The sequence below is a fragment of the Wolbachia endosymbiont of Trichogramma kaykai genome (assembly GCF_045765165.1).
Classification (GTDB): domain Bacteria; phylum Pseudomonadota; class Alphaproteobacteria; order Rickettsiales; family Anaplasmataceae; genus Wolbachia.
The window spans coordinates 117,995-143,962 of sequence record NZ_JBJJXK010000001.1 but is presented as its reverse complement, the minus strand read 5'-3'; the positions used below and the strand labels follow the sequence as shown (position 1 = coordinate 143,962).

Annotated in this window: 23 protein-coding genes, 1 tRNA gene and 4 pseudogenes; 16 read left to right on the top strand and 12 right to left on the bottom strand. The window is 33.4% G+C overall.

Annotation, left to right across the window (positions count from 1 at the left end):
- A partial coding sequence (locus wTKK_RS00815) for a DNA polymerase (RefSeq protein ID WP_407511565.1) occupies positions 1-1,511 on the top strand: 1,511 nt, incomplete at its 5' end.
- 646 nt (positions 1,512-2,157) lie between these two features.
- Positions 2,158-3,117 (top strand): hypothetical protein, encoded by a 960-nt coding sequence (locus wTKK_RS00810; RefSeq protein WP_407511564.1) that lies wholly within the window; start codon positions 2,158-2,160, stop codon positions 3,115-3,117.
- A 37-nt stretch (positions 3,118-3,154) separates the two neighbouring features.
- Here wTKK_RS00810 and wTKK_RS00805 read toward each other — a convergent pair whose 3' ends face one another.
- From wTKK_RS00805 to wTKK_RS00780, 6 genes are all read right to left on the bottom strand, one after another.
- Positions 3,155-3,937, bottom strand: a complete 783-nt coding sequence (locus wTKK_RS00805) for an exodeoxyribonuclease III (RefSeq protein WP_407511563.1) — start codon at positions 3,935-3,937, stop codon at positions 3,155-3,157.
- Entirely contained in the window at positions 3,937-4,644 is a 708-nt protein-coding gene (locus wTKK_RS00800) for a uroporphyrinogen-III synthase (RefSeq protein ID WP_407511562.1), read from the bottom strand. The genes wTKK_RS00805 and wTKK_RS00800 overlap by 1 nt, the downstream gene beginning before the upstream one ends.
- Positions 4,645-4,878: 234 nt before the next feature.
- Positions 4,879-6,573, bottom strand: coding sequence for an actin-bundling T4SS effector WalE1 family protein (locus wTKK_RS00795; protein ID WP_407511561.1), 1,695 nt, complete (start codon positions 6,571-6,573; stop codon positions 4,879-4,881).
- 388 nt (positions 6,574-6,961) lie between these two features.
- On the bottom strand, positions 6,962-7,120 hold the full coding sequence (locus wTKK_RS00790; RefSeq protein ID WP_407511560.1) for a hypothetical protein: 159 nt from the start codon (positions 7,118-7,120) through the stop codon (positions 6,962-6,964).
- 47 nt (positions 7,121-7,167) lie between these two features.
- Entirely contained in the window at positions 7,168-7,389 is a 222-nt protein-coding gene (locus tag wTKK_RS00785) for a hypothetical protein (RefSeq protein WP_407511559.1), read from the bottom strand.
- A 142-nt stretch (positions 7,390-7,531) separates the two neighbouring features.
- Complete coding sequence (locus tag wTKK_RS00780) at positions 7,532-8,245, bottom strand: hypothetical protein (protein WP_407511558.1); 714 nt, start codon at positions 8,243-8,245, stop codon at positions 7,532-7,534.
- A 529-nt stretch (positions 8,246-8,774) separates the two neighbouring features.
- Between wTKK_RS00780 and wTKK_RS00775 the strand changes: the two genes are divergently transcribed.
- The gene (locus wTKK_RS00775) at positions 8,775-10,100 is read left to right on the top strand and encodes a phosphomannomutase/phosphoglucomutase (RefSeq protein WP_407511557.1); all 1,326 of its coding nucleotides are present in this window, start codon (positions 8,775-8,777) and stop codon (positions 10,098-10,100) included.
- Between the two features lie 133 nt (positions 10,101-10,233).
- On the opposite strand, the gene wTKK_RS00770 is transcribed toward wTKK_RS00775, so the two are convergent.
- From wTKK_RS00770 to wTKK_RS00760, 3 genes and pseudogenes are all read right to left on the bottom strand, one after another.
- Positions 10,234-10,815 (bottom strand): CvpA family protein, encoded by a 582-nt coding sequence (locus tag wTKK_RS00770; protein ID WP_407511556.1) that lies wholly within the window; start codon positions 10,813-10,815, stop codon positions 10,234-10,236.
- A gap of 57 nt (positions 10,816-10,872) precedes the next feature.
- Positions 10,873-11,469 carry a riboflavin synthase gene (locus wTKK_RS00765; RefSeq protein WP_407511555.1) on the bottom strand — a complete coding sequence of 199 codons (597 nt, stop codon included), beginning with the start codon at positions 11,467-11,469 and terminating at the stop codon, positions 10,873-10,875.
- A 40-nt stretch (positions 11,470-11,509) separates the two neighbouring features.
- Positions 11,510-13,219 (bottom strand): annotated as a pseudogene (locus tag wTKK_RS00760) (hypothetical protein).
- A gap of 619 nt (positions 13,220-13,838) precedes the next feature.
- Here wTKK_RS00760 and pheS point away from each other — a divergent pair.
- From pheS to ruvC, 13 genes and pseudogenes are all read left to right on the top strand, one after another.
- Complete coding sequence (gene pheS, locus wTKK_RS00755) at positions 13,839-14,882, top strand: phenylalanine--tRNA ligase subunit alpha (RefSeq protein WP_407511554.1); 1,044 nt, start codon at positions 13,839-13,841, stop codon at positions 14,880-14,882.
- The gene (locus tag wTKK_RS00750; RefSeq protein ID WP_407511553.1) at positions 14,883-16,118 is read left to right on the top strand and encodes an NTP transferase domain-containing protein; all 1,236 of its coding nucleotides are present in this window, start codon (positions 14,883-14,885) and stop codon (positions 16,116-16,118) included. It abuts the gene before it with no gap.
- Between the two features lie 78 nt (positions 16,119-16,196).
- Positions 16,197-16,754: pseudogene (locus wTKK_RS00745) on the top strand (hypothetical protein).
- A gap of 225 nt (positions 16,755-16,979) precedes the next feature.
- A pseudogene (locus wTKK_RS00740) lies at positions 16,980-17,359 on the top strand (acyloxyacyl hydrolase); the annotation flags it as partial.
- Positions 17,360-17,577: 218 nt separating this feature from the next.
- The gene (rplU, locus tag wTKK_RS00735; protein ID WP_407511552.1) at positions 17,578-17,880 is read left to right on the top strand and encodes a 50S ribosomal protein L21; all 303 of its coding nucleotides are present in this window, start codon (positions 17,578-17,580) and stop codon (positions 17,878-17,880) included.
- 10 nt (positions 17,881-17,890) lie between these two features.
- On the top strand, positions 17,891-18,160 hold the full coding sequence (gene rpmA, locus wTKK_RS00730; protein ID WP_407511551.1) for a 50S ribosomal protein L27: 270 nt from the start codon (positions 17,891-17,893) through the stop codon (positions 18,158-18,160).
- Between the two features lie 8 nt (positions 18,161-18,168).
- Positions 18,169-18,242 (top strand) — tRNA-Ile (locus wTKK_RS00725).
- Positions 18,243-18,284: 42 nt separating this feature from the next.
- On the top strand, positions 18,285-19,451 hold the full coding sequence (gene metK, locus wTKK_RS00720; protein ID WP_407511550.1) for a methionine adenosyltransferase: 1,167 nt from the start codon (positions 18,285-18,287) through the stop codon (positions 19,449-19,451).
- 109 nt (positions 19,452-19,560) lie between these two features.
- A pseudogene (locus tag wTKK_RS00715) lies at positions 19,561-20,226 on the top strand (TenA family protein).
- A gap of 200 nt (positions 20,227-20,426) precedes the next feature.
- A complete protein-coding gene (locus tag wTKK_RS00710; RefSeq protein WP_407511570.1) occupies positions 20,427-20,504 on the top strand; it encodes a hypothetical protein in 78 nt (25 codons plus the stop codon).
- A 245-nt stretch (positions 20,505-20,749) separates the two neighbouring features.
- On the top strand, positions 20,750-20,884 hold the full coding sequence (locus tag wTKK_RS00705) for a hypothetical protein (RefSeq protein WP_407511549.1): 135 nt from the start codon (positions 20,750-20,752) through the stop codon (positions 20,882-20,884).
- Between the two features lie 89 nt (positions 20,885-20,973).
- On the top strand, positions 20,974-21,801 hold the full coding sequence (locus tag wTKK_RS00700) for a cytochrome c oxidase subunit 3 (protein ID WP_407511548.1): 828 nt from the start codon (positions 20,974-20,976) through the stop codon (positions 21,799-21,801).
- Entirely contained in the window at positions 21,802-22,290 is a 489-nt protein-coding gene (gene ruvC, locus wTKK_RS00695; protein WP_407511547.1) for a crossover junction endodeoxyribonuclease RuvC, read from the top strand.
- 26 nt (positions 22,291-22,316) lie between these two features.
- On the opposite strand, the gene ruvX is transcribed toward ruvC, so the two are convergent.
- The 3 genes from ruvX to wTKK_RS00680 are packed head-to-tail and all read right to left on the bottom strand — an operon-like array spanning position 22,317 to position 25,745.
- Positions 22,317-22,784 (bottom strand): Holliday junction resolvase RuvX, encoded by a 468-nt coding sequence (gene ruvX / locus wTKK_RS00690; protein ID WP_407511546.1) that lies wholly within the window; start codon positions 22,782-22,784, stop codon positions 22,317-22,319.
- A 57-nt stretch (positions 22,785-22,841) separates the two neighbouring features.
- Complete coding sequence (locus tag wTKK_RS00685; protein ID WP_407511545.1) at positions 22,842-24,626, bottom strand: ribonucleoside-diphosphate reductase subunit alpha; 1,785 nt, start codon at positions 24,624-24,626, stop codon at positions 22,842-22,844.
- A gap of 48 nt (positions 24,627-24,674) precedes the next feature.
- The gene (locus wTKK_RS00680) at positions 24,675-25,745 is read right to left on the bottom strand and encodes a methyltransferase domain-containing protein (RefSeq protein WP_407511544.1); all 1,071 of its coding nucleotides are present in this window, start codon (positions 25,743-25,745) and stop codon (positions 24,675-24,677) included.
- Positions 25,746-25,968 lie beyond the last annotated feature (223 nt).

The following is a 25,968-nucleotide window of genomic DNA, read 5'->3' as shown; positions in this document are numbered from 1 at the left end:
ATTCCTGCAGTTTTTCAATATTGAGCAGTATTCCATTTTGCTCCATATCAACTTTATTTTCAAATGCGGTGCTTAAAATAGTACATGATATTAGAAAGATCAGAGAAATATTTCCTACAATAGAGAGAGTGCTAGACTCAATTGATGACCTGATGATCATGTCATACAGCCTTGACACAGGTAAGCATGATCACAGCATTCCAAACATAATTGCACACAACTTAAGTAAAAATGTAGAAACTTTCTCGGCAAAAATTTTAATAGCGATCCATGAGAAACTGACACAAAGATTATTCCAGGAAAAACTTTTTACGATTTACGAACGCTTTGATAGACCTCTCATGAAAGTAATATTTGATATGGAGCAAAATGGAATACTGCTCAATATTGAAAAACTGCAGGAATTGTCTGATAAGTTTGAGCAGCTAATTGCTGTACTTGAAAACGATATACATAATTTAGCAGGAGAAAAATTCAACATTGCATCGCCAAAACAATTAAGTGATGTTTTGTTTAATAAAATGGAGCTAAGTAAAAAGAAAAAGTCAAAATCTGGGTCTTATAGCACAAACTATGAAGTTCTAGAGGCACTTGAAGAGGAGGGGACAGAAATCGCAGGTAAAATTTTAAGTTGGCGACATTCAAGTAAATTAAAGGGTACCTATACTGACGCGTTAATAAAACAGGTTGATCCTCTTGATGGTAGGATACATACAAGCTTTTCAATTACTGTGACTGCAACTGGAAGGCTTAGCTCTAGCAATCCTAATTTACAAAATATTCCTATCAGAAGCGAAGAAGGTAGCCTTATCAGGCAAGCGTTTATTGTGCCAAAAGGGTGCAAGATAATTTCTGCCGACTATTCGCAAATAGAATTAAGACTCCTGGCACATGTGGCAGATGTTGCGGCATTTAAAGAAGCTTTTGCAAATAGGGAAGATATTCATGATATTACCGCAAGACAAGTTTTTGGAGTGCAAGAAATAGATGAGCAATTAAGACGCAAAGCAAAAACCATTAATTTTGGCATTATATATGGCATTAGTCCATTTGGCCTTGCAAAGCGACTTGGCATTACCTTTCAAGAGGCTGCTGAATACATTAATTACTATTTTTCTTGTTACCCGGAAATAAAGGTCTATATGGAAAAAGCAGTATCTATCGCGAGAAATCATGGTTATGTAGAGACTTTGTTTGGTAGAAGATGTTTTGTAAGAGACATAAATAATAAAATTCCTTATCTAAGACAATTTGCAGAAAGGGCAGCAATCAATGCACCGCTGCAAGGAACCGCCGCTGATATAATAAGACGTGCAATGATTCAGCTTTTTGATCAATTGAAAACAGGTAAAATAATCCTCCAAGTCCACGATGAGCTACTAGTTGAAGTAGAGGACGACAAGGTACAAGAAACAGCAAAACTTATGAAAGATATAATGGAAAATGCGATAGAAATATCTATACCACTTGAAGTAGAAATAAAAATTAGCGACAACTGGGGCTTTTCTTAATTATACCGTAGATCCTAAGAACCTGTCTTGAAAGGACTTAAGTGGTTAAGCATATATTAAATACTTCTTGAAGTAAGGAGAGTACACTCAGACGTCAAGCAAACAACATTTACCTAAAATCTGTGACATTAGCAGCTTTCTTGGCAATCATATCCCGTTTTCAGTAAACAGTGATTTTTCTATATATTACTGATCTAGAAAAATTTTTATTTTAATTAGCGTTAAACAATAGGCGCCTATTGGTTTTTAGCTAAAGTAAAGGTCAAATATCTGGAATTCTGGACATAAAATCCCCCTGTGTAAAAAAAAAAGATTAGAAAAAAAAGTGTAGCGCACATACAACAGAGATTAAGCACACTTACGTGCACTAAAGAAGGTACGCTACGCTTTTTGATTAAAATTTGACTGAAAAGTCTGCAGATAAAGATAGATTTTGAGCTCTTAAAATATCTCTAACTGTAGTTATAATCAGATTTAAAATATATGGAAGCAATTTTTTACATTCCCTTATCACTTATATCATTTGTTACTCTTCTATTTTTTGCTTTATTCTTTTCTTTTTCCCTTTCAAGATAGGTTCTAAGAAATTTGAACTAATGTGAAAATATGCTATAATTAAAACATAGGTTAGTACAAGTAGGTCATTATGGCGGTTCCAAAAGTAAAAAATAAGCCTTTAGAGTCATCTACTCGGGTGAACGAGCAAAATGAGATACTCTTCAAGAAGGAACATAAGGAAATTTGCGATTACTTTGTAAAAGTATTAGAAGTTAGAGCCGAATTAAAGAAGGACAAAGGAATAACTGATGATTTTATATCAGCTTATAAGGACATACTACTTAATAATGTCAATCCAAAAGATATAGAATCACTCGGTGAGGAGAATTTTTGTCAGCTTTTGCTTTCTGTATTTAAAGAAGTTAGAGAGAAAGAATTAGCGAACAAAGAGAATGTCAAGAATGTTGAAATAAAGAAATTAGTAGATGATTGTGTAGCTGATATACGTGGTATAGAAGTTAAGGATTCACTAATAAAACTTGTTGGGTTACCGTTGGGAATAAAAATAGAACCGAAAAATATTTATGGCTCCTTTATGGATGGAGTGAAAGAAAAAATACCATTTTTAGGTGGAGATAAAAAAGAAGAGGGTGAACCACTACTTAGTGATCAAGAGATGGTAACAAAGTGCTTACGTAAGGTTTTTCTGCCTATTCTTTTTTCCATTTCTTCAATATTAATTTTTGGTCCTACTACACCTGCGATAGTTGCTGCTGTTATTGGTATAATATTTGCTGTAAAGGGAGGAGTTGAGGTTCTTTTTTCAAATAACAAAAAAGGTACTTTATATGATCCTAGTTCACAAGATAAAGATGATACAGAAAAGAGAGCAAAATTGAATAAAAAAATTGACAAGGGTATTGATGATATTTTAAAAACCCCAATTGAAAGCTCTCTTGAAACAATTGCTGACGGGAGTAAAAAACAACCTACTCCAGAACAAGCTCCTCAGGTAGGAAATAAAGGGGGTGAGCAGCTTACTATGCTTGATGGAAAAATTACTATAGATCAGCCAGCCAAAAGCACAGAAAAGACAGCGGTCAAGTAAGACCTATTTGCCAAAGGTGAATTTTGTAATAGGTCTTTTATTGTTTTATAACACATACAACGGGAGTATGATCAGATGGGTTTTCTAGTTTACGCAACCTATCATCTATGTAACATATTTCCAATTTATCTGCAGCCTGTGGCGATAGTAGCATATAATCTATTCGCATTCCTTGATTGTTTCTGAGTGAATTGCCTTGATAATTCCACCAAGTGAATTGTTGCAAATTTGGGTGAGATATTCTAAACGCGTCTTTAAACCCAAGATTCAAGATTGTTCTTAACTTCTCACGCTCTTTTATATGAAAGCATACTTGGCCATTTAATAAATTTGAATCAAAAACATCAACTTCATCCAGTGCAACATTATAATCGCCAGCTATGATGGTTAACTCTTCATTCTTCAACAAAGTGCCCATCCTTTCATATAGGTTATCAAAAAACTTGAGTTTATACTCAAACGTATGAGAGTCTGGGCTTTGACCGTTTGGAACGTATACACTTCCTACCCTTACCTTATTATTGCTGTGTTTTATCACACACTCTATATAACGTGCTTCTTGATGACTTTCCACAATATCAATTTTAAACTTCTCCAGTATTGGATATTTAGATAAAACACAAACGCCATTTCTTGCAACCTGTCCATAGATAGCATATTCATATTCTAATTCTTCTATTTCTGCATAAGGAAATTGCTCTTCCGTACATTTTGTCTCTTGCAGCAAAACTATATCTATCTGACTATCAACTATAAAACTACAAAGTTGGTTAATTCTTTTACGTATGGAGTTTACATTCCAAGTTGCAATCTTTAGCATCAACAATCCTTATTAATTATATCAATTAAACTCTCCCCTGTAGGCAACCTTGATGTTATAACTTTTTTCCACTTGATTAACTTTAAACTATCAGCAATGTTTTTACTCATGGTATATGCAACTGTATTATTCATCAAAGGAGATAGCCCACTTTTTAGAACTAATGAACAAAATACCCTTGCAGTTTGTGAGGAAAAAAAAGCAACGCTATCGATTTTAGCATCCAGTAGTAAATTTTTACACCTATTAGTTAGACTCCTTTTAGTAATTGTTTTATAGAGTACAACTTCTCTTACGTTAAAACCTTCTTCAGATAATCTCTTTTTTAGGTCACATGATACTTCTTGTCCCCTTATATATAAGAACTTCATTGCATTTGAATAATGAGATTTTATGAATGATATCAGACCATCAACGTTGCTGTCTGCTGAGATTATATCGTAAAATCCCAAATTTTTTGCAGCCTGCATGGTTGAATTACCAACCGTAATAATTGGAAAGCCATCTTCTTTGCATATTTGACTAAAAGCCTTTACACTGTTTTTACTTGTAGATATCACAACGTCAAATTCATACGTAGATATATCAGGATTTAAGTACTTTATTGTGAATACTGGTTCTATAAAAACTTTGTATCCATATTTTTTTAGCGTGCTTCTTGTGCTCAACGAATCTAATAAAGGCCTTGTCAATAAAATAGACTTCATTCTGGTTTATTTCACTAGCAGTAAAATAATATCCCTTATACACAAATTATTGAATAAAAACTTTTATTTTTTAAGTTTCTCGCGTAACCTATGAAAAAGGCAAGAGAAACTCAGTAGTTGGCCTAGTAATGAAAAATTGATCATAAACAAGCGGATGCTTTTGATCAAATGAAAAAAAGATGTTACTCACTGAGTAACATCTTTTTTAAGAAGATAGATAGTTTTGTTTGCTCTCTATACCTTCATTTTTGGAGCTCGATGCTCTACATCAACTTCAGCAGTTACTGTTGAAGAAGGTCCCACCAATTTTTCCAAAGAACCTGTCTTTCTTAAGTCAGCTTGGACTTTTAACTTGCCATTTTTCTCAGTAAACATACCATGTTGCGGAGAAGAACTTGGTGAATTGAACCCATTATCAGGATTACGATGGTAACTGGCAAAGCTAGAAGTTGTAGCAGTGCTGTCAGTGCCTAAAGAACCCATTGAATTGCTTCTTGACGGTTTCTCCGGAGCAACATATAACTTGCCATTTTTCTCAGTAAACATACCATGTTGCGGAGAAGAACCTGGTGAATTGAACCCACTATCAGGATTACGATGGTAACTGGCAAAGCTAGAAGTTGTAGCAGTACCGTCAGTGCTTAAAGAACCCATTGAATTGCTTCTTGACGGTTTCTCAGGAGCAACATAAAAACGTCTCTTTCCTATCTCCGCAGGTTGTATCTGATCCAACTCAGAATCTAGATGTCTTACATAAGTAGCTTCCTCTGGCTTTTTGCCACCTTTTAGTGATGATGACAACTTGCTCCAAAGTGAAGTAGGTTCTTTTACTTCCTTATGCTCATTAGGATTTAATAATTCTGCTTGGCTGCTAACAGTACTTACAGAACTCATTGAACTACTATCTGATAAGCTATTTTCCAGTGAATCCGTAGGAATTGCTTTTGGATGCGCAGGAATTGCTTTATGCCATTTTGCTGACTCATTAAGCCTTTGTAAAGTATTAAAATGAGTATGCTCTTTCTTACATTCCTTAATAACTTCCTTAATCTCATCATAATGTTCAGAGAAAATACTATCTCTAAAGTATTTATCTTTATCTGATAGTCTTTTTGTAACTAAGTTACACAAACCATCTGCGTCCAAGTTATTAATAAATTTTTTCTGCTCTCTCCATTTATCTACTAGCTGGTCTGGCAAATGATCTCCCTGATCACGATATGTTTCTTTTTTTCCTCCTATTTTTTCTAATATTCCAGAAAGTATGCTCTTTATTAACATGGAATTATTTTTTCCATCAGTACAAATTGCTCTAAGATCTTCTTTCACTTCTTGAATTCTCTTCTTTTGTGGTGAATCAGGAATAAGCTCATTATCTATTTTATCTGAATAATTCTCATTACCAGCTGCACGATATAATTTATTCGCTGTTGTAGTGAGCACATTACTTGTCTTTTCCTTTGTTTTTTCACTTATAAAACTAGCACCTCTCTTCAGTGAATTTGCTGAATACTCGTAGCCATCCTTAATTTTTCCGCCAATATGCTTCGCTCCTTCAACTGTTTTTTCTGATGAATATTTGAGCCCTTTATATCCAGATTGAACTGCTTTTACAGCAACTTTCGCAGCGTAAAATAGAGTAAGACCAACTATAGCACTTGGTATAGCAAGTGTTGCACCAACTGCCAAAAGTGGTAGCATTGCTGCAAATAATCCACTTGCTGTACCTACTACAAGGACCTGATCTCCTTGCTTCATTTTGGAGAATTCTGTATCTCCTTTTAACAAGTCAGTAATTCTTTCCTTTAGTTTTTTAGAATCATGAACAATATCTGCACTTAATGAATCTTGCGTAATTGTACTAACACCCAAATTATCTTGTTGAGCTTCAACAGGACGTGAGTTAGATTTTATTTCACTAGGTGACATTTTTAACCTCACTATTAATTAAACATACTAATATTTTATATACATGATTCTTAAGTTAGGGTTAATTCACCTAACAATGTCCACTTGCTTTCAAATGATTTTGCTTGATGTGTTTTTTTGAAAGCACAGAAATTAGTGATTGTTGCAATATAATATCTCGTTTGGATTAGCTATAGTTGAAGCAAAAACTCATAATCCTAAAGGGGTAGATTTTTCTGTAGCCTTAGCAGGAACTGTGTTTAGATCTGATATTCTATATTGACCTTAGTTGGCTCTAATGGAGTTTTCTGCTCTTCTGGTTTATCATTCGGAGTTGGAACAGGCCAATCCATAATGGTTTTTGGTCTGGTTATTTGATCTTCCTCTTCTTTGGCCTCTTTTTGACCTGTTAAAGATGATTCATTAACATCTTTTTACTTTTAGCTTGTGTACCTTGTTCTTGTGTTTTAGGAACTGTAGTTTCGTGATCACTTGCCTCGATTCCTCTACTTTCATATTCAACTTCAGTTTGAGTTGAAGTAGCTACTTTCGTAGTTACTTCACTCATCTCATCCGCAAGTGATTTTCCAGATTTAAGTTGTCTAATTTTCCTCTCTAAGTCTTCGTTTTTTTTCTCTGTAATGCATTGAATTCTTGAGATAATTGTTTCATCTTTTTAGCCAATGTATTGTTTTCATTTCTTGCTTCCGTCAATTCTTCTGCCAACTGCTTTTCATGATTATCTTTTGAACCTTCTACCAATATTTCCGTTATATCATTTCTCAGCTTTGTGTTTTCTGCTCTCAACTTACTTAGTTCACTCTCAGCTTGATCCAATTTTTTCTGTAGTTCCTCATTATTCTATTTGTTGACTGAATCTCACTTTCTTTATCTTTCAATTGATTAGTTAAATCTATTATTTCAACATTTTTATTTTTTTGACTTTATTCTAGTACGGTTACTTTTGGTTGTAATTGCTTTATGTCTTGATCTTTTTTGCTAACTCTTTTTCCTTTCTTTTCAATTCATCTTTAAGTCTTGTGACTTCTTTTCCCAAATCTTGCTTTTCCTCGGTTAATTTATTTTGTTCCTCATCACCTTCTTCCGTTATCCTTTTATTATGTTTTTTTAACTTTGCGTTTTGCTCCTTGAAATATGTGTTTTCTTCCTCTAATTCCCTTATTCTATCCTGTAACTCACTTCCTTCTTGTTTGTTCTCTTCTTCATCAAACGTATTACTCTCAAATATTTCATCTTCACCATTAAATTCACTACTAATAGACAAAGAACTCCTGCGTGAACCAGGAGAGTGATATCCACTGCTACTCGATGTAGCTGACTGTGGTGAATCTTTTGTAAATATTTCCTCTACCAGCGTTTGCTGCTCGTTCACATTTTTGACCATGTCAGTGAAAGTTTGATATAGAGTTTTGCCATTGATAAAAACTTCTTTATTCTGCTCAACTAATTTTAATGCTTCTTCTGAACTCGTTATTCCTCCAAATTTTGGTTCACCAATCACTCTTTTTATGCCTTTAGAATTTACTTCTACAGTCATGCTACAATCTACGCTATTGCCTTTAGAATCCTTATTCTGCCAGTCAATGGTCATTTCACATGAGCTTGAACCAGTAAGATCATAGTGCCTTTCGCTGCCTTTTTTGCTTGCAGTTATTTGACTATCTTTCCTCAAAGATAGGTTATAAACCTTACCTTCGTCGCTGGCTCTTAAAAGTTCACTGATCTCTATTGGTTTTTCTTTATTTTCAAACCTAATTTTAAAGTCATTATCTTTTGTTGTATATACTAAGAAAATTTCACCTGGTAGAGATTATACAAATTTTTTATGTGTTTCATTTATTAATTGCTCAAACTTGTGAAACTCCTCTTTCCACTTTGAACTTACCTGTTCTTTAATGTTCTCATCTTTGTGTAAAGGACCAACAAAGTACCAGATTAAATTTTCTTCTTCTAGTTTTCTGATAAAATCCTGAAAATTTTTGCAAGATTTAATGAAACTTAAAATATCATTTTCTTTTGCTCATCTACATCTAAACCTTGATTTTCAGCTATAAATAACTTTTCTTTTAGCATAATTTCTATTTTTAGAGAACTATATTATAATATTAGCATATTTTCTTAAAAATCAACTAATCTTATAGTTAAATAAACTTGAGTATTTGACGGGAATGTTATATATTAACCACTCCAAGAAGTGCAGTATGGACAATACTATTATAAGAAAATACGATATTAGAGGTGTGGTAGGCAAAGACCTGCAAATCGGTGATGGGTATGAAATAGGTAGAAAATTCGGTCAAACTGCAGCTAACGTTTGTATAGGCTATGACAGCAGGATAGATTCACCAAGTATAGAAAAAGAATTAATCAGAGGCTTGATTTTATCCGGTGCAAATGTTATACGAGTTGGACTCTGTTCTTCACCTATGCTCTACGCTGCAACAATGAATGCAGATCTTGGGATTATGATCACTGCTTCTCATAATCCAAGAGAATATAACGGCTTTAAATTTTTCAGTAGTAAAAAAGTTTACTCAGATCGAGAAATGAAGGAAATTATAGGCAGTACAATTAAAAACAGCACGAAAATTGGAAGCGTAATTAACACGAATATATATAGTGAGTACGTTAACATATTAAAAAATGCGCTCAAGAATAACGCTACACAAAAACTAAAAATAGCTTGGGATTTTGGCAATAGTCCAACAATTGTAAGGTATATTGAAAAGATTTTACCAGATCATATACACATCGTAACCAATAGCTTTATAGATGGAACGTTTCCACTGCATGACCCAGATCCCATAGAAGAGAAAAATCTTGCTCAGTTAATAGATATTATCAAGAAAGATAAATGTGATCTTGGTATTGCACTTGATGGTGATGGTGATAGGGTACGCTTGATTGATAATAAAGGTAATGTTGTTTCCAATGATCACTTGTTTATGATTTTTTCACGTGAAGTATTGGCGGAACACCCAAAAAGCAAGGTTATTGCCAACGTAAAAATGAGTATGAAAGTGCATGATTTCGTTAGCAAATTAGGAGGGCAAATAATTACCTGTGCCACTGGACACTCATTAGTTAAGAAAAAGATGGTGGAAGAAGGGGCAAAATTTGCCGGTGAACTGAGTGGACATTTTTTCTTTTCTGAGTTGGGTTTCGATGATGGACTATATTCTGCTGTTAAAGTCGTTAATATTTTACTTAAGAAAAAGCAAAGCCTATCTGAGATGATTGAAGATTTGCCAAAGTTATATATCACTCATGAAGTGAAAATTGTAGTGAAGGATGAGAAAAAATTTCAAATAATTGAGTCAGTAAAGGAGGCACTAAAGCAGAAAAATATTGTATTTTCAGAGCTTGATGGTATTAAGGTAACCGATAATAAAGGTTGGTGGCTTCTTAGAGTATCAAATACGCAAAACTGTATTACAGCAAGATGTGAAGGAAATACCTTAGAAAATTTTGAACTCACTAAAAAAGTTTTGTTCAATTACATTGATGCACTAAAGTTATACATTTAAATTTTTTTTTTGGTGATTTACTTATTCGTCAATGTTTGCAGTTTTGTTTGATTGGTAATAGGAACTGGTAACCTATGGCGCACTGCTGTGGATAACAGCTGTCTAAGATAATTTAGCTATAGAAAATGAACACTCACTTTTCTTTATTGTTTTGAGATTTTTCTTGATCAACCATTTCCTCACCGATCTCTTTTATTTTTAATATCAATGACTCTGGCACATACATGTTAATTACTTCTTCTGTTGTCACAAATAAAGCCTGATAAGAGTGTGAACTTATTATCCAATTGGGCAATATGTCTTCTACTTTATACTCTCCCTCTTGTTTATCGTATACTGTGTGGCAATATAAGTGCACAGCAAAAAATAGTACATAAGAAAGCAATATTCCTCTAAGTGTTCCGACAAACATTCCAGTAACTCTATCCATTAATCCCAACCTTATAGGTGATAATATGTACATTAGCCAGTTATTCATTGTCATGAATGTAAGATTAAGTATGATAAACACAGAGATTGTAGAAAGTATGTTTTGTGTAGCTTTAGAGTCGAAATACTTACTGTAATTTATAATAAAAAAATCATAGTAACTAGCTGTCAAAAAGACTGATAAGAGCAAGAACATTAATGCACATACCTCTTTTATAAAACCTCTAGTTATCGATATTATTACACACAAGACAATAATAAAGATAATTAGGCTATCGAAAAACATATTTTGTATCTATATAATTTCCAAGATATAATAGTTGTAGATAACAAAGTTGTAAAATTAATTGTGTTGGTATTTTATCAGCTGTTCTAAGTACCGAGCAATCATATCAACTTCTAAATTTAGGTAATTACCTGTTTTGTTATATTGAAGAGTTGTATTTTTCCATGTGTAGGGAATAATGTTCACAGTGAATTCTTGGTTGATAACTAAATTGACCGTAAGGGAAACCCCATCTAGCGTTACAGAACCTTTTTTTGCAATAAATTTAATTAATTCTTGTGGGCATGATAGTCTGATTTCATGAGATTCTAAATTTTGATTGATTGTTAAAATTTCTGTTGTGTCATCCACATGACCCTGAACCAAGTGGCCGTCAATTCTGTCACTTAGTTTCATTGCTTGTTCTAGGTTTATTTTTTTCCCTGTTTTCCACGTATTTAAGTTAGAAACCTTCATGGTTTCTTGAGACACTTGAACTGTGAATACATTGCTCATTATGTTGACAACAGTTAAACACACTCCGGAGCAGGATATTGAATCTCCTTTGTTTATATAGGATAAATTTTGTGTCTCAATATGGAAGATTTGATCAGAGTTAGGGTGGATAGTGATATCAGTTATAGTGCCAATATCTTTGATAATTCCTTTAAACATGCAATAAAATAAATAATTATATCACAAAAGATCTTATTTGTTAGGTGCGAAAAGGAAGATCTTTTTTACTTATCTGCTCAATAGATTCTACATAATATTCAGAATATAGAAAGTAAGCCAGGTTCAAAACGCACAGTGTAATTAATATTGGTAACCCTATGTTTAATGTTAGACTGATACTTCCCCTTTTTTCGGTTGGCACCAATTCATTTAAAATTGACACTTTTCCCAGCGGCAAGTGCCATAGGCAGAGTGCTGATATAGAAGCTGCTACTAAAAATAGACAAAAATAAGTCTCTTTCGAAGAAAACATAGCTTTTAATGGTGATTTGAGCCTAATATTAGTAGGCAATCTAGTTTTAGCTTCATTTGTTTTGGTAAATGTTCTACAGCTTTGCTTGGTAAAATTTCATGAGAAACATTTTTAGGCTGTTGAGAAGGTTGGCCTGAAACTAATTTAATCAACTGCTCTTTTTTTCTATATACTTGCTTTCGTAAATATTCTTTACCTAAAAGTGAATTATTAGGGGGTTATGGCCTTTTGAGTACCTCTAGCACTTCTGATATCTCATCTGGTTCTAATACTTCATGTAGTTGTTTATCTTGGAAATAAATAATATTAAATACTGAGTTGAAAATATTGTAAAATGTATCTGAGTCTTGATTTTTATATTCACTTACTACTTCTACGAATATTTCATCGAGTTTTTTTTCCTTGTGCTCAGCTACATTATCTATCATAGCTACTCTAGCATCAATTTGAGCTTGTTTTATGATTGATTGTTTTTCTTCTTGCAATAATTCTTTAGCCTGCTTTTTTTGACTTCTTTTTCTGTTAGCTTTAAAGTAGTCTGAGTGCGGCCTAGTTTGACCTATATCCCGCTCTGTTTCTTGAGGTACTAGATTTCCTATACTACCCTCTGTTATCCGAGTTTCTGACACTGGTTCTTTTTGCGCTGGAATGACACCAGATGGTATATTGCTATTCTGTATAGAAAATTTGCAGTTGTGGGAAAAAGAATTGTGTTGCATTTCAAAAAATTGAATTGCTGAAAAGAGACCTAAACCAGGAAAAATTTTCATGCATTGCAGCACCAATTAATGGTGCACGTGTAATTTGCTTTCTGTTACTTGCTATATTGTAGCCAAACGAACCTTGTACAATTTGTTTATCTTGCGTGTTCCTTTTTTTTCAATCACATTTTCGTTTTTATTTTCAGTTTCTTCTACTTGTAATATATCTTGACTTTGCCCCTCACTTTTGGCTTTTTCTAAATGTTTTAGCTGCTCATCTAAGAATATCTCGATTTGTTGCAAGCTATCGAGGTTAATGTTTTAACGTTTGTTTGTAGCGTTATCGTTATGCCCTGCAGGAGGATTTGAATTGGAGCATTACTTATGCATTCTTCTACAGTTTTATTAGCTTTATGGTAGTTATTGTATAGTTCTTCCCTTTACTTTTGCTACTTTTATATTGGCTGTGAAGTTTTTCTCCTGAGAAAGGCAGATTTAAAAAAGTCAATTAAATGTTTTATTTGAGGTAATATTGTATTAGGGTTTACCTCTGTCAGCAGCTTGATCGTAAATGAAAACTTTTGCTCATCACTTGTAATATTTTTTGAGCGAATGGTGCTAATCTCCAGTACTTCGTTAGAAAATGCCTTACTTATGTCTTTGGATCTATTCTTAAAAACTTAGGTAAATCCTCGATTTCGTATTTTTTCTTAGTTTCTATGTTACTACTATGTATGAGTAAATTTTTTAATATAATGAGAGTGTTTATCCTTGTTTTTAATCTCTGCGGATTTAATAACAAAATTCAGTAAAAACTCAGGTATATATTGGCAGATTACATAAAATTATATCGGCTGCATGTCTTTTTTATTTTTTCTACATTCAGCCAAAACGCGCTTTAAATAAGCTTTAGCACATTATTACAATGCCAGTTTACATTATTACAGGGTCAAACTCACTACTGGGGGATTCTTTTGCCTTTTTTTGCCTGGTAAATTCTTTAATATTCTGGATTAGTTAGGAGTCCTATAGAGATGTCACTCCAGCACTTTTTATTACCTGTTATGGATCCCAGTGTCAAGGACTGGGATAAAAAGAAAGAAAGCGCTGATTTCATATGCATCTGATAAAAAAAAGATGATGTCATGCCAGTGCCCAGACACTGGCATCCAGTTTTTTTCATGATCATCAAAACGTTGTATTTTCACATAAAACGGCTACTTTTATGCTTGCCAACCTAATAAAATTCCTGGATCCCAGTGTCAAACACTGGGATGACACCTTTTCATCCAAATAGTTTTATTGATGATATTAAAGATTGCACTATAATGAAAGTTTAAGCTAGTGTTTTTAAGGTGAATAAAGAGCTAATAAGTGAAATACCTTTACTTGAAGATAAGGCAGTTTCTGAGATTGAAAATGCTGCTTCTTTGCAGGATTTAGAAAAAGTTAGGTTGTCATACTTGGGGAGAAAGGGTGTAGTAAAAGCTTATTTCGATGACTTAAATAATATAGATGATGCAGGAGAAAAACGCGACCTAGGTGCAGTGATTAATGTTTTACGCAATAAGGTAGAACAGCTTATAACAAGCAAAGAAAATAAACTAAAAGATAAAGAAGTTAAGTTAAAACTGCAAAATGAAGCAGTTGATATCACACTGCCTGTCAGACCAGAAAGAATTGGCAAGATTCATCCACTGAGCAAAGTTATAAGTGAAGTAAAGCTCATTTTTGCACATATGGGCTTCAAAGCAGTTGATGGTCCTGATATTGAAGATGAATTTCACGTGTTTGATGCGCTAAATACCCCAAGTCATCATCCTGCGCGAGAGGAGCAAGATACCTTCTACTTAAAGAATAAAATAAACGATAAAAGAATGCTGCTGCGCACTCATACCTCATCTGTGGAGATCAGAGTTATGGAAAAAGCGAAAACTTTTCCGATTAAAATCGTATCTCCTGGTAGAGTATACAGAAACGACTTTGATGCAACTCACACTCCTATGTTTCATCAGATAGAAGGGCTTTATGTTAATGAAAATGTCAATATGGGCCAATTAAAATTTACTATTCATCGCTTCCTTGGTAAATTTTTCGGAGATAAAGGTCTAAAAATACGCTTTCGTAATAGTTTTTTCCCTTTTACCGAGCCTTCTGCAGAAGTGGACATAAGTTATAAAGGTAGTAAATGGATTGAAGTACTTGGATGTGGTATGGTGCATCCAAATGTCTTTAAAAATGTTGGAATAGACCATACTAAATACAGTGGCTTTGCATTTGGGATTGGTATAGAAAGGCTAGCAATGCTGAAATATCAAATTAGTGATCTAAGGAGCTTTTACGACAATAGAGTTAGTTGGCTCAACCATTATGGTTTTCATTTTTCGTCTTTAAGATAAGTGACAAATAAATCTTATATATTTGTTGTACCTGCTGCTGGGCATGGTAAACGAATGAATTCAAGCTTGCCTAAGGTTCTGCACAAAATAGGTAATTTCTCCATGCTTGAGCATGTCATTTACAATGCAAAGCAGCTGAATCCTGAAAAAATAGTTATTGTAGTCGATTTGCCTTTAACTCAAAGGCTGAAATGCTTTGAGGGTATAAAACTAATTGTACAAGAGTCAATGCTCGGTACAGGGGATGCAGTCAAAATTGCAATGAGAAACCTGAAAGAATTGTCAGATATAGTTATTGTGCAGTATGGGGATACTCCATTAATAAAAAGCAGCACAATAACTAAAATGATAAGCTGCTTAGGAGAGAGCAATGCTTTAGTTTGTCTTGGGTTTAAAACTAATAATAAAGGATACGGTAGACTAATTATTGAGAACGGTTCCCCAAGAGAAGTCGTAGAAGCACAAAATGGTGGAAATAATGATGAGGAATTTCTTGCTAATGCCGGAATAATGGTTGCACGTGAAAAGAATCTACGTGAATTGGTGGAGAAAATAGAGTGTAATAACCAAGCTCATGAATATTACTTGACCGATATCGTTGCCATTGCAGTAAAGAGTAATTTAAATGTCGGCTATGTTATTGCTGATGAGGAGGAGGTAACTGGCATAAATAATAGGAATGACCTTGCAACGGCCGAGTTTTACTTTCAAGAAGAAAAAAGAAAGTTTTTCACTAACTCTGGAGTAACACTTGTTGCTCCAGAAACTGTTTTCTTCTCTCTTGATACGCAAATTGGTATGGATTCGATTATTTACCCATACGTTTTTTTTGGTCCTGGAGTAAAAATAGGATCTGGTGTTAGGGTTGGTCCATTTGCCAAATGTGAAAATACAACAATAGGTGATGGTGCAATCATAGGTAATTTTGTTGAAACAAAAGCAAGTGATATAGGTATAAATACTAGGATAAAGCATTTAAGTTATATAGGAAATACTCAGGTAGGGCAGGGGAGTAATATAGGTTCAGGTACCGTTATTTGTAATTATGATGGGAAAAAGAAACATAAAACAAATATTGGAAGCAATTGTTTTATTGGTGCCAATAGTTCATTAGTTGCACCGCTTAATGTGCATGATGACTCTGTCATTGCAGCAGGTAGCGTTATAGTAGAGGATGTGCCAGAGAAAAGTCTTGCAATTGCGAGAGAAAGGCAAATAACTAAGAAAATAAAATAACTCTAATTTTTATTACACGAATTATGTTATTTTTAATATATGTATTAGTATACATGTATATCAATATACATGTTAAAAATGAAAAAGTTGCTTATTTTGGTGGTCTGTTGTTTCCTGTCAGCACCGTCTTTTGGAGTTGATTGGATTAAAGATAGAATCTATACTTTTTTATCATATAGCCGGCTTGGTATTAATTATGATGTTGGTTTTCACTACACACATAGCACTAAAATTCAGTTGGCTGTGTAATAAAGACTATTATTAATTCTGTAATCAAACCTACTCTTGATGAAGAATTTGGAGGATTTATGGGGCTTATGGCAAATCTTCATTATCATCATAAATTTGAAGGTACGAATATGACTCGTTATATTACTGCTGGTGTTGGTCCTGTTATGGTTCGTACAATGAAGGCTAAACCTAAAATGAGTAGAGCTGATAATGTAGGTGAAAACATAAGTACCCTATTGGCAGAGGTTTTCAAAACTATAGTCAATGATAAATTTTTCTTATCAAATAGGTGCTGGTATTAATCTTCCACTTTCTGAAAGAACAAGTGTTTTTGCTGGCTACAAATTGCAAAGGTTTCATAAAATTTTCCATGGAATTGAGCTAGGAGTGAGTTTTAATTTATAAACTCTGATTGAATATTTTTAGTAAAGGCTAGTAGGAAATTATATTGAAGCGAAAGTAAGTGATGTAGACTCAAATGCTGATTGTAGCAGATAGTGAAAGATATTCCAATTTGCAATTGCAAGAGAAAGACAAATAACAAAAAAAATAAAATAATTCCAATTTTTTACTTGCAATTTATACTATTTTAAATATTTATATATTTATATGCATATATTAATCTTTAATGGCAATCTTGGTATTAATTATGATCTTGGCTGTCATTATACAGATAGCATAAAAATTTCAGCTGGTCCTATAGTCAAATCTGTTTTGTTTGGAGGATCTTTGGCAGAGCTAGGATTCATGGCAAAGCTTCATTGTCATTATAAATTTGAAAGTACGGATATTACTCCTTATGTTACTTTTGGTGTAGGAGGTGGAGCTAAAGTATCTCCACCAGCACAGCAAGGTCAACAGCCAGACGTAGAAAAGTTTTTTCCTACCAGATAGGTGCTGGTATTAATCTTCCACTTTCTGAGAGAACGAATGTTTTCGCTGGCTATAAACTTCACAAGTTCAGTAATTTTTCTCATGGGTTTGAACTTGGAATGAGTTTTAATTTATAAGCTCCAATTGAATGTTTTTAGTGAAAGCTTGAGTTTTTATTAACGTCGTAAAGTTTTCATGAGACTAAGAGAATGTAAGAGTAGTCAAGTTTTAAAACTTGACTACTCTCCACGAGGAAAAGCAGATAAAGGTAGAAGTATTTCATGTTTTTATTTATATTGACAGTATGTGTAACATCATTTACGATTAGTGTTAACAACAATAATTGATATTTGTCATGTTTGCAGTAATCGAAACTGGTGGAAAGCAGTATTTAGTAAAAAAAGGCAGCATAATTAAAGTAGAAAGATTGCAAGCTGAAGAAAGAGAGGAAGTAGAAATCAATAAAGTGATTTGTGTTTCAAGTAATGGCTTATCTTGTTCATCTAATGCTGTTGTTAAAGCTGAAGTACTGAGCCAGTGTAGAGATAAGAAAGTTATAATCTTTAAGAAAAAGAGAAGAAAAAATTACCGTAGGAAAAATGGTCATAGGCAGTATATTACTGTTCTTCGTATCAATGAAATTAGTCTTAAAAAGTAAGAGGTAAGATATGGCAACTAAAAAATCAGGTGGTAGTTCCTGTAATGGTAGAGATTCGGCAGGGCGTCGGCTCGGGATAAAGAAGAATGGTGAGGTTATTCCAGGTAACATAATTGTACGTCAAAGAGGTACAAAATTTCATCCTGGAAAGAATGTTGGTATGGGTAAAGATCATACTATTTTTGCTAAAACGAAAGGCTGGGTGAGTTTTAGAGAATCAGCAAATAAAAAGACGTTTATTGATGTTGTGCCTACAGATGATATGCAAGCCTTGGCTTGAATAGATAAGGGTCTGTAGCTCAGGTGGTTAGAGCGCACGCCTGATAAGCGTGAGGTCGGAGGTTCAACTCTTCCCAGACCCACCGTTTAAATTTGCAACAGTTTTGATATCGTGTAACTAAGCGATGGTTTTACATAAGAATTCAGTAACCAGTGAATCAGTAGCAGCCGGTCATCCAGACAAAGTAGCAGACCGGATTTCAGATACAATACTTGACGAATACCTTTTTAATGACTCTTCTTCTCGTACTGCAATAGAGACTTTGGTTACTAAAGATAATGTTATTATAGCTGGGGAAGTATTTGGGCCGAACATTGAAAATAGCAAGATTGAAAGTATTGTACGGAATACAATAAAAGACATTGGTTATGAGCATGATGGTTTCCACTGGGAAACAGTGAAAGTAAATATATTACTACATGAACAATCAAATGACATTGCAATAGGTGTTGATCAAGGTGCTGGGGATCAGGGCATAATGTATGGCTATGCAACAAGAGAGACAGAAAGCCTCATGCCAGCACCCATTTTTTATGCACACTCGATTCTGAGAAATATTATGAGTATGGTCAAAGAGGTAAAGCTTGGTCCGGATGCAAAATCGCAAATCACTTTGGTGTATGAGAATAACCTTCCAGTGCGTGCTGAAAGTATTGTTGTTTCAATACAGCATCTTGAGGATCTGAGTCAATCGAAAGTGAAGGAAATAATTTATCCTTACATAGCTTCATCTTTGCCTGAAGGGTGGATGTGCCCTAAAGAAAATCTCTTAGTCAATCCAACAGGTAGATTTGTTATTGGTGGACCAGTTGGTGATTGTGGATTAACCGGACGAAAAGTTATGGTTGATACTTATGGAGGCTATATTCCACACGGTGGAGGAGCGTTTTCTGGAAAAGATGCAACAAAAGTTGATAGATCCGCAGCTTATATGGCGAGATACCTTGCTAAAAATATTGTCTTTGCAGGTTTAGCTGAACGTTGTCTTGTGCAGCTTTCTTATGCTATTGGTGTCTCAAAACCTACTTCATTTTACATTGATACATTTGGCACGAATACAATAGATGAAGAGAGGATTAAAGGGTTTATTGAACGTAACATAGATTTATCAACTAAAGGCATAATAAGACATTTATCACTTAATCGTCCTATATATAAACGTACAGCCTGCTATGGGCATTTTGGTAAAGAATCAGAAAGTGATGGTGGATTTTCTTGGGAAGGTGTGGACTTATCTACTGATTTTTGTAAAGAATTTAATATAGAAGAAGAAAAGAGAGAATTTCTTTAAACTATTAAACTCTTTTATTTCTAGCTTTATACTGATCAAATAACTTACTGTAAATTGTAAGTAACTTTTTAGTAACTATACTAGTTTTAGTACTTATGAGGCTTACAAGATGTCCGACAAACCAAAAGAAGAATTTTATGATATTGCTATAAAAGAATCATCTGATCTTATTGAGGAAATAAAAGAACATCCTTTCAATGTTGAATTGATAAACAATACGCTAGATTATGAAAAGTTCAAAATTTATCTTTAGCAGGATTTATATTTAGTGGACTATACTCGTGCTTTATTGATTATTGCATCTAAAGTTGATGACATTGAAATAATGAGCAGTTTGGTTAATGTAGCAAGGGGAACATTTGCGGTTCGAAAGCAGTATACTGAATATTTTGAGACTTGTGATTTATCCGATAACCATAAAAAATCAGAATCTTATTCTGCTTTTACTGACTTTTTTATGCGTGCTGCATATCATAATTCTGTTGCTGAATCTTTAGCAGCTTCTTGTCCTTGTTTTAATATATACCAAATTATTATAAATCATATGGTAGGAGAGGTTATGCCTAAAAAAAATTGAAGATCACAGATATCAAGGGTGGATTGATATCTATAATAACACAGTAATGAATGCTACGATTAATCAAGTTACTGACGTTGCAAATAATCTATATGCAAAGGCTGGCGATTGTGAGAGGAAAAAGATGCGTGAGTTTTTTTTAAGAGAGGTCTAGAGCTAGAAATAATGTTTTGGGATGAGATATATTCTCTAGCATAGTCTGTAGTATTAACACTAAATTATATTCTAATTTATGTGATGTTTAGTGGTATAGTTAAGAGTTATTATTGGTCAAATCTTTTAAAGGATATTATTGAGCATCCTTTCAATGTTGAGTTAGCAAGTAATACTTTAAACATAGAAAATTCAGGTTTTATATACAACAAGATGCATTTTTTGTAGCTGATTATGTTCGTACTGTGTTAATTATTGCATCAAAAATGGAGAGTTGTAACAACATTGTTCCATTGATTGAGGTGGCTCAAGGAGGAATATAGATTATAAGAGTGTTATGCGAACACTACTTTGCTGTATACTCCATAAATCGTGGAGAAAAGTCGCTAGAGTGTTTCAATTTTACTAACTTTCTTTTGTCTACTTCGTATAGAGAAATTTATGAAGCTGTAACAGTTATTTACTCTTGCCATTTTATATATAAAGTTGCTATTGGTAGTATGAGAAGTAAAATTAAAAAAAATAATAGGTATAAGGATTGGTTTGATTTTTTTTTGGCAGTAGCTTGATGGAATCTGGATGTGTTGCTTTGGAAGGTATTGTTGACGAGTATTGTAACAAAGTAAGGGAAAGTGAAAGGACCATAATGCTTGAATTATTTAAAATAACTGCACAATTTGAGTTAGGCTTTTGGAATAGCTAATATAATTTTTTAAAATTTGATCAAGATTTTAAGAAATATTGACAATTTTAAGCTAATTTGTATGCTTGGTACGTATTTTTGAAGATGATATGAAAAGTAAAGAACATGATTTTCATTTAGTAGACCCAAGTCCCTGGCCAATTGCTATATCAGCAGCAATTCTTGTTCTTGCACTTGGATTAGTTGGTACACTCCATAAAAAAATTTTTGGAATATTTGGTTTAGTTTTGGGAATCTCTGCGGTATCAGGAGTGCTGTTTTATTGGTGGAGAGATGTAATAAGAGAAGCAATTTATGATAAATGCCATACTGCCATTGTAAAACATGGACTCAAGCTGGCAATGTACTTATTTATCCTCTCGGAAGTTGTGTTTTTTATAGCGTTCTTTTGTTCATTCTTTAAAGCCTGGCTTGATCCGATCTTTTTGTTTGAAGCGTTTTCTCCTACAAAAAAAATTGAATGGCCCCCTGAAGGGATTTTACCACCTGATCCATGGTCGTTACCATTTATGAATACACTAATATTATTACTTTCTGGTACAACAATTACCTCAGCACATCATTTTTTACTTGAAAATGATAAAAAAAGCATGATTAAAATGCTGTCTATAACTATATTGCTTGGGATGTTCTTTATAATAGTGCAAGCAATCGAATATCATGAAGCAAGTTTTTCTTTACGAGAAACAGGAGAAAAACTTATTTATACATCCAACTTTTACATGATTACTGGTTTTCATTGTGTGCATGTTATAATAGGTATAATATTTTTGTCAGTATGTTTATTTAGAGCTCGAAAAGATCAATTTACACCTCAAGATCACTTATGCTTTGAGTTTGCTTCTTGGTATTGGCACTTTGTCGATCTAGTCTGGATGTTTTTATTTCTGTTTATTTATTGGTTAAGCCTTTATTAAGTGATTAAAATAATAGGTCTAGATCCAGGGATAAGCAGAACCGGTTGGGCCATTATCAGCCTGGAAGAAAAGGATAGTATCGAATTTTTGGGTGGTGGTGCCATATCAACTGATGGTAAATTGGGTGCAGGTGAACGTCTACATATAATTTTTGAAGAATTAAAGAAAGTAATTTCTCTATATTCTCCAAATGAAGCTGCTGTAGAGAAAATTTTTGTTAATAAAAATCCAAAATCTTCACTAACTTTAGGATATGCAAGAGCAATTACAATTTTAGTATTACAAATGACGAAGTTGACCATGAATGAATATGATGCAAATTATATAAAAAAGAGCATTACCGGAGATGGTCATGCTGGTAAGGATCAGATTATATTTATGGTGAAGCAAGTAGTTAAAAACTCAAATATAAAATGTCACCATGCTGCTGACGCTCTTGCTACAGCAATTTGTCATGCTTATACGAAAAGTTCTTGTTTGATCAAGTAATTTTATGTAAATTCAGCTTAAAAAAACTATTTGATGGTGTTTATCTTATCCAATGTTCGTTGCAGAATAATACATGCAGCAATTTTATCATCTATTTTCTTTGATTTTGTGATTGATATTCCGGTGATTTTTAGTGTGTGAGTTGCAAGAGATGTTGATAAACTTTCGTCTTGTAGATATATGTTTATCTTACATTTTTTTATTATTTTATTTGCGAATTGGATTATTGCTTTACACCATTCGGTCTCTTGGTCATCTATTTTGAATGGTAGTCCTATTACCATTGATCCAGCTTCATTTTCTTTGAATATTCTATACAGATAACCTAAATCTTTGCTTATATTTCTTCTGTAGTATATACTATGAGCTGTGGCTATAAGCTGTGTGTTATCACTAAATGCTACGCCTATTTGTTTTTCTCCCATATCAAGGCACATTATACGTTTATCTCTTGGAGTAGACTTTAGAAATTCATCTGGATTTCTATGTAGCATCTATGAAAACATAACTTTTATACAATTGTATTTTTGTGACAGTAAGGTATGTACAGTCTACTGGCATGATAGACATTCATCATAATTAATATCTGTTTTTTGTTGCAATATTTCACTTTTTTTGAATATGTCATGTGAGACCTTGTCAGCTCTCTGCATTGATTGTGATCTGCAGTAATATAAGCTCTTTAATCCTTTTTTCCAAGCAAGCATGTGTATTTTATGTAAGTAACGTTTATGCACATTGGCAGGTAAGAACAGATTTACTGATTGAGATTGACAAATATAAGAAGTTCTATCACTTGCATGTTCTATGATCCATTGTTGATCAAGTTCGTATGCTGTTTTAAATGTCAGTTTTTCATGCTTGCTAAGAAAATCTAAATGCTGAACAGAACCCTCATTTGTTGAAATTGAGGACCATGTTTCATCATTGTCTTGATTTTTTTCTGCTAGTAGTTTTTGCAAGAATTTATTTCGTACTACAAATGAACCTGTCAATGTCTTCTGTATAAATACGTTTGCTGCATATGGCTCTATTCCAGGGGAAGTGTTGCCTGCGATAATCGAAATTGAGGCAGTTGGAGCAATAGCGAGCTTATGTGTGAACCTTTCCATTAGATCAATTTCTTTAGCGTCAAGACATGGCCCTTTTTCTTCTGCTAATTTTTTAGAAACTACATCTGCTTGCTCGCGCAAATGCTTAAATATTTTTTTATTCCATTGTTGGGCTGTTACTGATTCAAAAGGAACCATTTTACTTTGTAAAAATGAATGAAAACCCATCACGCCAAGACCGATACTACGCTCTCTTATTGCGGAATATTTTGCTCGCTGTATTTCATTTGGTGCTTGGTTTGTGAAATCCTCTAATACATTATCAAGAAAACGCATTATATCTTCTATGAAAAGCTCACTATCTTTCCATTCTTCGTAGTATTCAAGATTTACGGATGATAAACAACATACAGCAGTGCGCGACTTGTTCAGGTGATCGTAACCTGTAGTTAAAGTTATTTCACTGCATAGGTTTGACATTTTGATATCTAAATTGAGCTTTTTGTAAGGTTCTGGTTTATTGTTATTTGTTGCATTAAGAAAGATAATATAAGGTTCTCCAGTTTCAATTCTTGCTGTTAATATTTTAATCCATATATCCCGTGCTTTTACTGTTGAAATAACTTTATTGTTATGAGGGCTTATTAAATCCCATTCTTGATCATCTTCAACAGCTTGCATAAACTTATCTGTTACTATTACAGCATGATGTATATTTAATGCTTTGCGATTTGGGTCACCACCAGTTGGCTTACGTAAATCTAGAAACTCTTCTATTTCTGGATGCCATACAGGAAGATAAACTGCTGAGCTTCCTCTTCTTAAGGATCCTTGGCTGATTGCAAGCGTCAGAGCGTTTTGTACTACGATAAATGGCACAATTCCCGATGTTTTACCGCTACCTTTGACACTTTCACCAATTGAACGTAAATTTCCCCAATAACTACCTATTCCACCACCACGTGCAGCGAGCCAAACATTTTCATTCCATAGATCAACTATTCCCTTCAAGCTATCTTCAGTTTCATTAAGAAAGCAGGAAATAGGCAATCCTCTTTTGGTACCGCCGTTACTAAGTATTGGTGTTGAAGGCATGAACCACAAGTTGCTCATGTAATCATAAAGACGTTGTGCATGTTTTCTATCATCAGAATAGTAATTAGCAATACGTATAAAGAGATCTTGATAACTTTCATTTTCTATTAAATACCTATCCAATAGAACTGCTTTTCCAAAATCGGTTAATTTACTATCTTTTGCGTAATTAATAGTAATGTAATTCATAAGGCTCCTTTTATGATAATATAGAAATTTGTTTGAGCGATTTCTCGATTAAGTTGTTGAATTTGTTTGTGGATGTTGTAATGCAAATAAGATACCATCAACCTGACCGCCATATATTTTACAGTAACTCATTTGACTTATTTGCATATTTGTTTCTTTTGCAACATGCTGAATATAGTCTTCTGAATGACGAAAATAATCTCCTTTGTTTGCAAAGTCAATACCTCTACCTTCCTTTCTTCTTACTAAACATACAATAACCCCTTTTTTGTTTGTCAATCTTTTTGCTAGTTCCAATTCTGCTAGAAAATCATGTAGATAGTGTAGTACTTCAGCAAAGATAATTACATCATACCGCTGGCTCTTCTCTTGTTTAAGAAACTCTTTCATTTCTGTATGTATTAACTCATTGTAAACAGGTTTACCTTTTATAAGACATCCTCTTGCAATATTGAGCATTCTATTTGAGATGTCAACTCCTGTTATGCAACTTCTAATATTATTTATTTTTAGGAAGTGACCACATATTCCAGTACCGCAACCAAGGTCAAGTATATTCAGTTCAGAAGTGGAGTTGTGAAAGATTTTTTTGATTATCATATGTACTAGTTCATGTCCTTTGTATTGTTTGGCAATTAACCAATGTTCAACAAAATATTCACCTGTGTAATCAAAATATTGCTTTATGAGATTTTTAGGCAATTCTACAATATCTGATGTGTTTGTTATTTTCTTTATATAGTAAGAAGCTTCTTTGTGACTACTATCTAATTTTAGCGTCTTTGTTAAATAATTATAGGCTTTATTAGTATTGCCTACTGCAAAATGACATCTTCCGATATTATACCAGACTAGAGGTAAATTAGGGTAGAATATGCTAATTAACCAAAATCTTAACTTTGCATCTGATATATTACCTTTATAGAAGTGATATAACCCGATTTCAGTGTTGGTATTTAACAGGTTTTTAGATTTTTCAAGAAACACTACAATTTCTTTATGGAGAGTGCTGTATTTATCCACAATGAAATTTTTTACTTTTTTACTGTTTAATAAGCCAGTGAGCTTGGATATACAATTCAAAGCAAAGTTTTTTATAAAAGATAGACTACTTTTCATACATTAGAAATACTCCAAATGTTCATTTTCATTTTTAGGTAACTAATTTTAACACATTTTATCTTACAAAATATCTTTTTCATTAATTTTTCTGTACATATCAATTTTCCGAATATTTCTCAGATTGTACTGTTTAAGATTGCTGGTATATTGTTGTTGATAATAATAGGTAAATGTTTTGTGTAAAAAGGCGTTGACATATGATTTATCAGATTGTAAGATA

What these genes read in the sequence shown, in the direction of transcription:
- wTKK_RS00680 (WP_407511544.1), bottom strand. Translation starts at nt 25,745, where the DNA reads ATGAAAAGTAGTCTATCTTTTATAAAAAACTTTGCTTTGAATTGTATA.
- wTKK_RS00685 (WP_407511545.1), bottom strand. Translation starts at nt 24,626, where the DNA reads ATGAATTACATTACTATTAATTACGCAAAAGATAGTAAATTAACCGAT.
- wTKK_RS00800 (WP_407511562.1), bottom strand. Translation starts at nt 4,644, where the DNA reads ATGAAGTCTATTTTATTGACAAGGCCTTTATTAGATTCGTTGAGCACA.
- ruvX (WP_407511546.1), bottom strand. Translation starts at nt 22,784, where the DNA reads ATGCTACATAGAAATCCAGATGAATTTCTAAAGTCTACTCCAAGAGAT.
- metK (WP_407511550.1), top strand. Translation starts at nt 18,285, where the DNA reads ATGGTTTTACATAAGAATTCAGTAACCAGTGAATCAGTAGCAGCCGGT.
- wTKK_RS00765 (WP_407511555.1), bottom strand. Translation starts at nt 11,469, where the DNA reads ATGTTTAAAGGAATTATCAAAGATATTGGCACTATAACTGATATCACT.
- rpmA (WP_407511551.1), top strand. Translation starts at nt 17,891, where the DNA reads ATGGCAACTAAAAAATCAGGTGGTAGTTCCTGTAATGGTAGAGATTCG.
- wTKK_RS00795 (WP_407511561.1), bottom strand. Translation starts at nt 6,573, where the DNA reads ATGTCACCTAGTGAAATAAAATCTAACTCACGTCCTGTTGAAGCTCAA.
- rplU (WP_407511552.1), top strand. Translation starts at nt 17,578, where the DNA reads ATGTTTGCAGTAATCGAAACTGGTGGAAAGCAGTATTTAGTAAAAAAA.
- wTKK_RS00770 (WP_407511556.1), bottom strand. Translation starts at nt 10,815, where the DNA reads ATGTTTTTCGATAGCCTAATTATCTTTATTATTGTCTTGTGTGTAATA.
- wTKK_RS00810 (WP_407511564.1), top strand. Translation starts at nt 2,158, where the DNA reads ATGGCGGTTCCAAAAGTAAAAAATAAGCCTTTAGAGTCATCTACTCGG.
- wTKK_RS00805 (WP_407511563.1), bottom strand. Translation starts at nt 3,937, where the DNA reads ATGCTAAAGATTGCAACTTGGAATGTAAACTCCATACGTAAAAGAATT.
- wTKK_RS00700 (WP_407511548.1), top strand. Translation starts at nt 20,974, where the DNA reads ATGAAAAGTAAAGAACATGATTTTCATTTAGTAGACCCAAGTCCCTGG.
- wTKK_RS00790 (WP_407511560.1), bottom strand. Translation starts at nt 7,120, where the DNA reads ATGAGTGAAGTAACTACGAAAGTAGCTACTTCAACTCAAACTGAAGTT.
- wTKK_RS00705 (WP_407511549.1), top strand. Translation starts at nt 20,750, where the DNA reads ATGGAATCTGGATGTGTTGCTTTGGAAGGTATTGTTGACGAGTATTGT.
- wTKK_RS00775 (WP_407511557.1), top strand. Translation starts at nt 8,775, where the DNA reads ATGGACAATACTATTATAAGAAAATACGATATTAGAGGTGTGGTAGGC.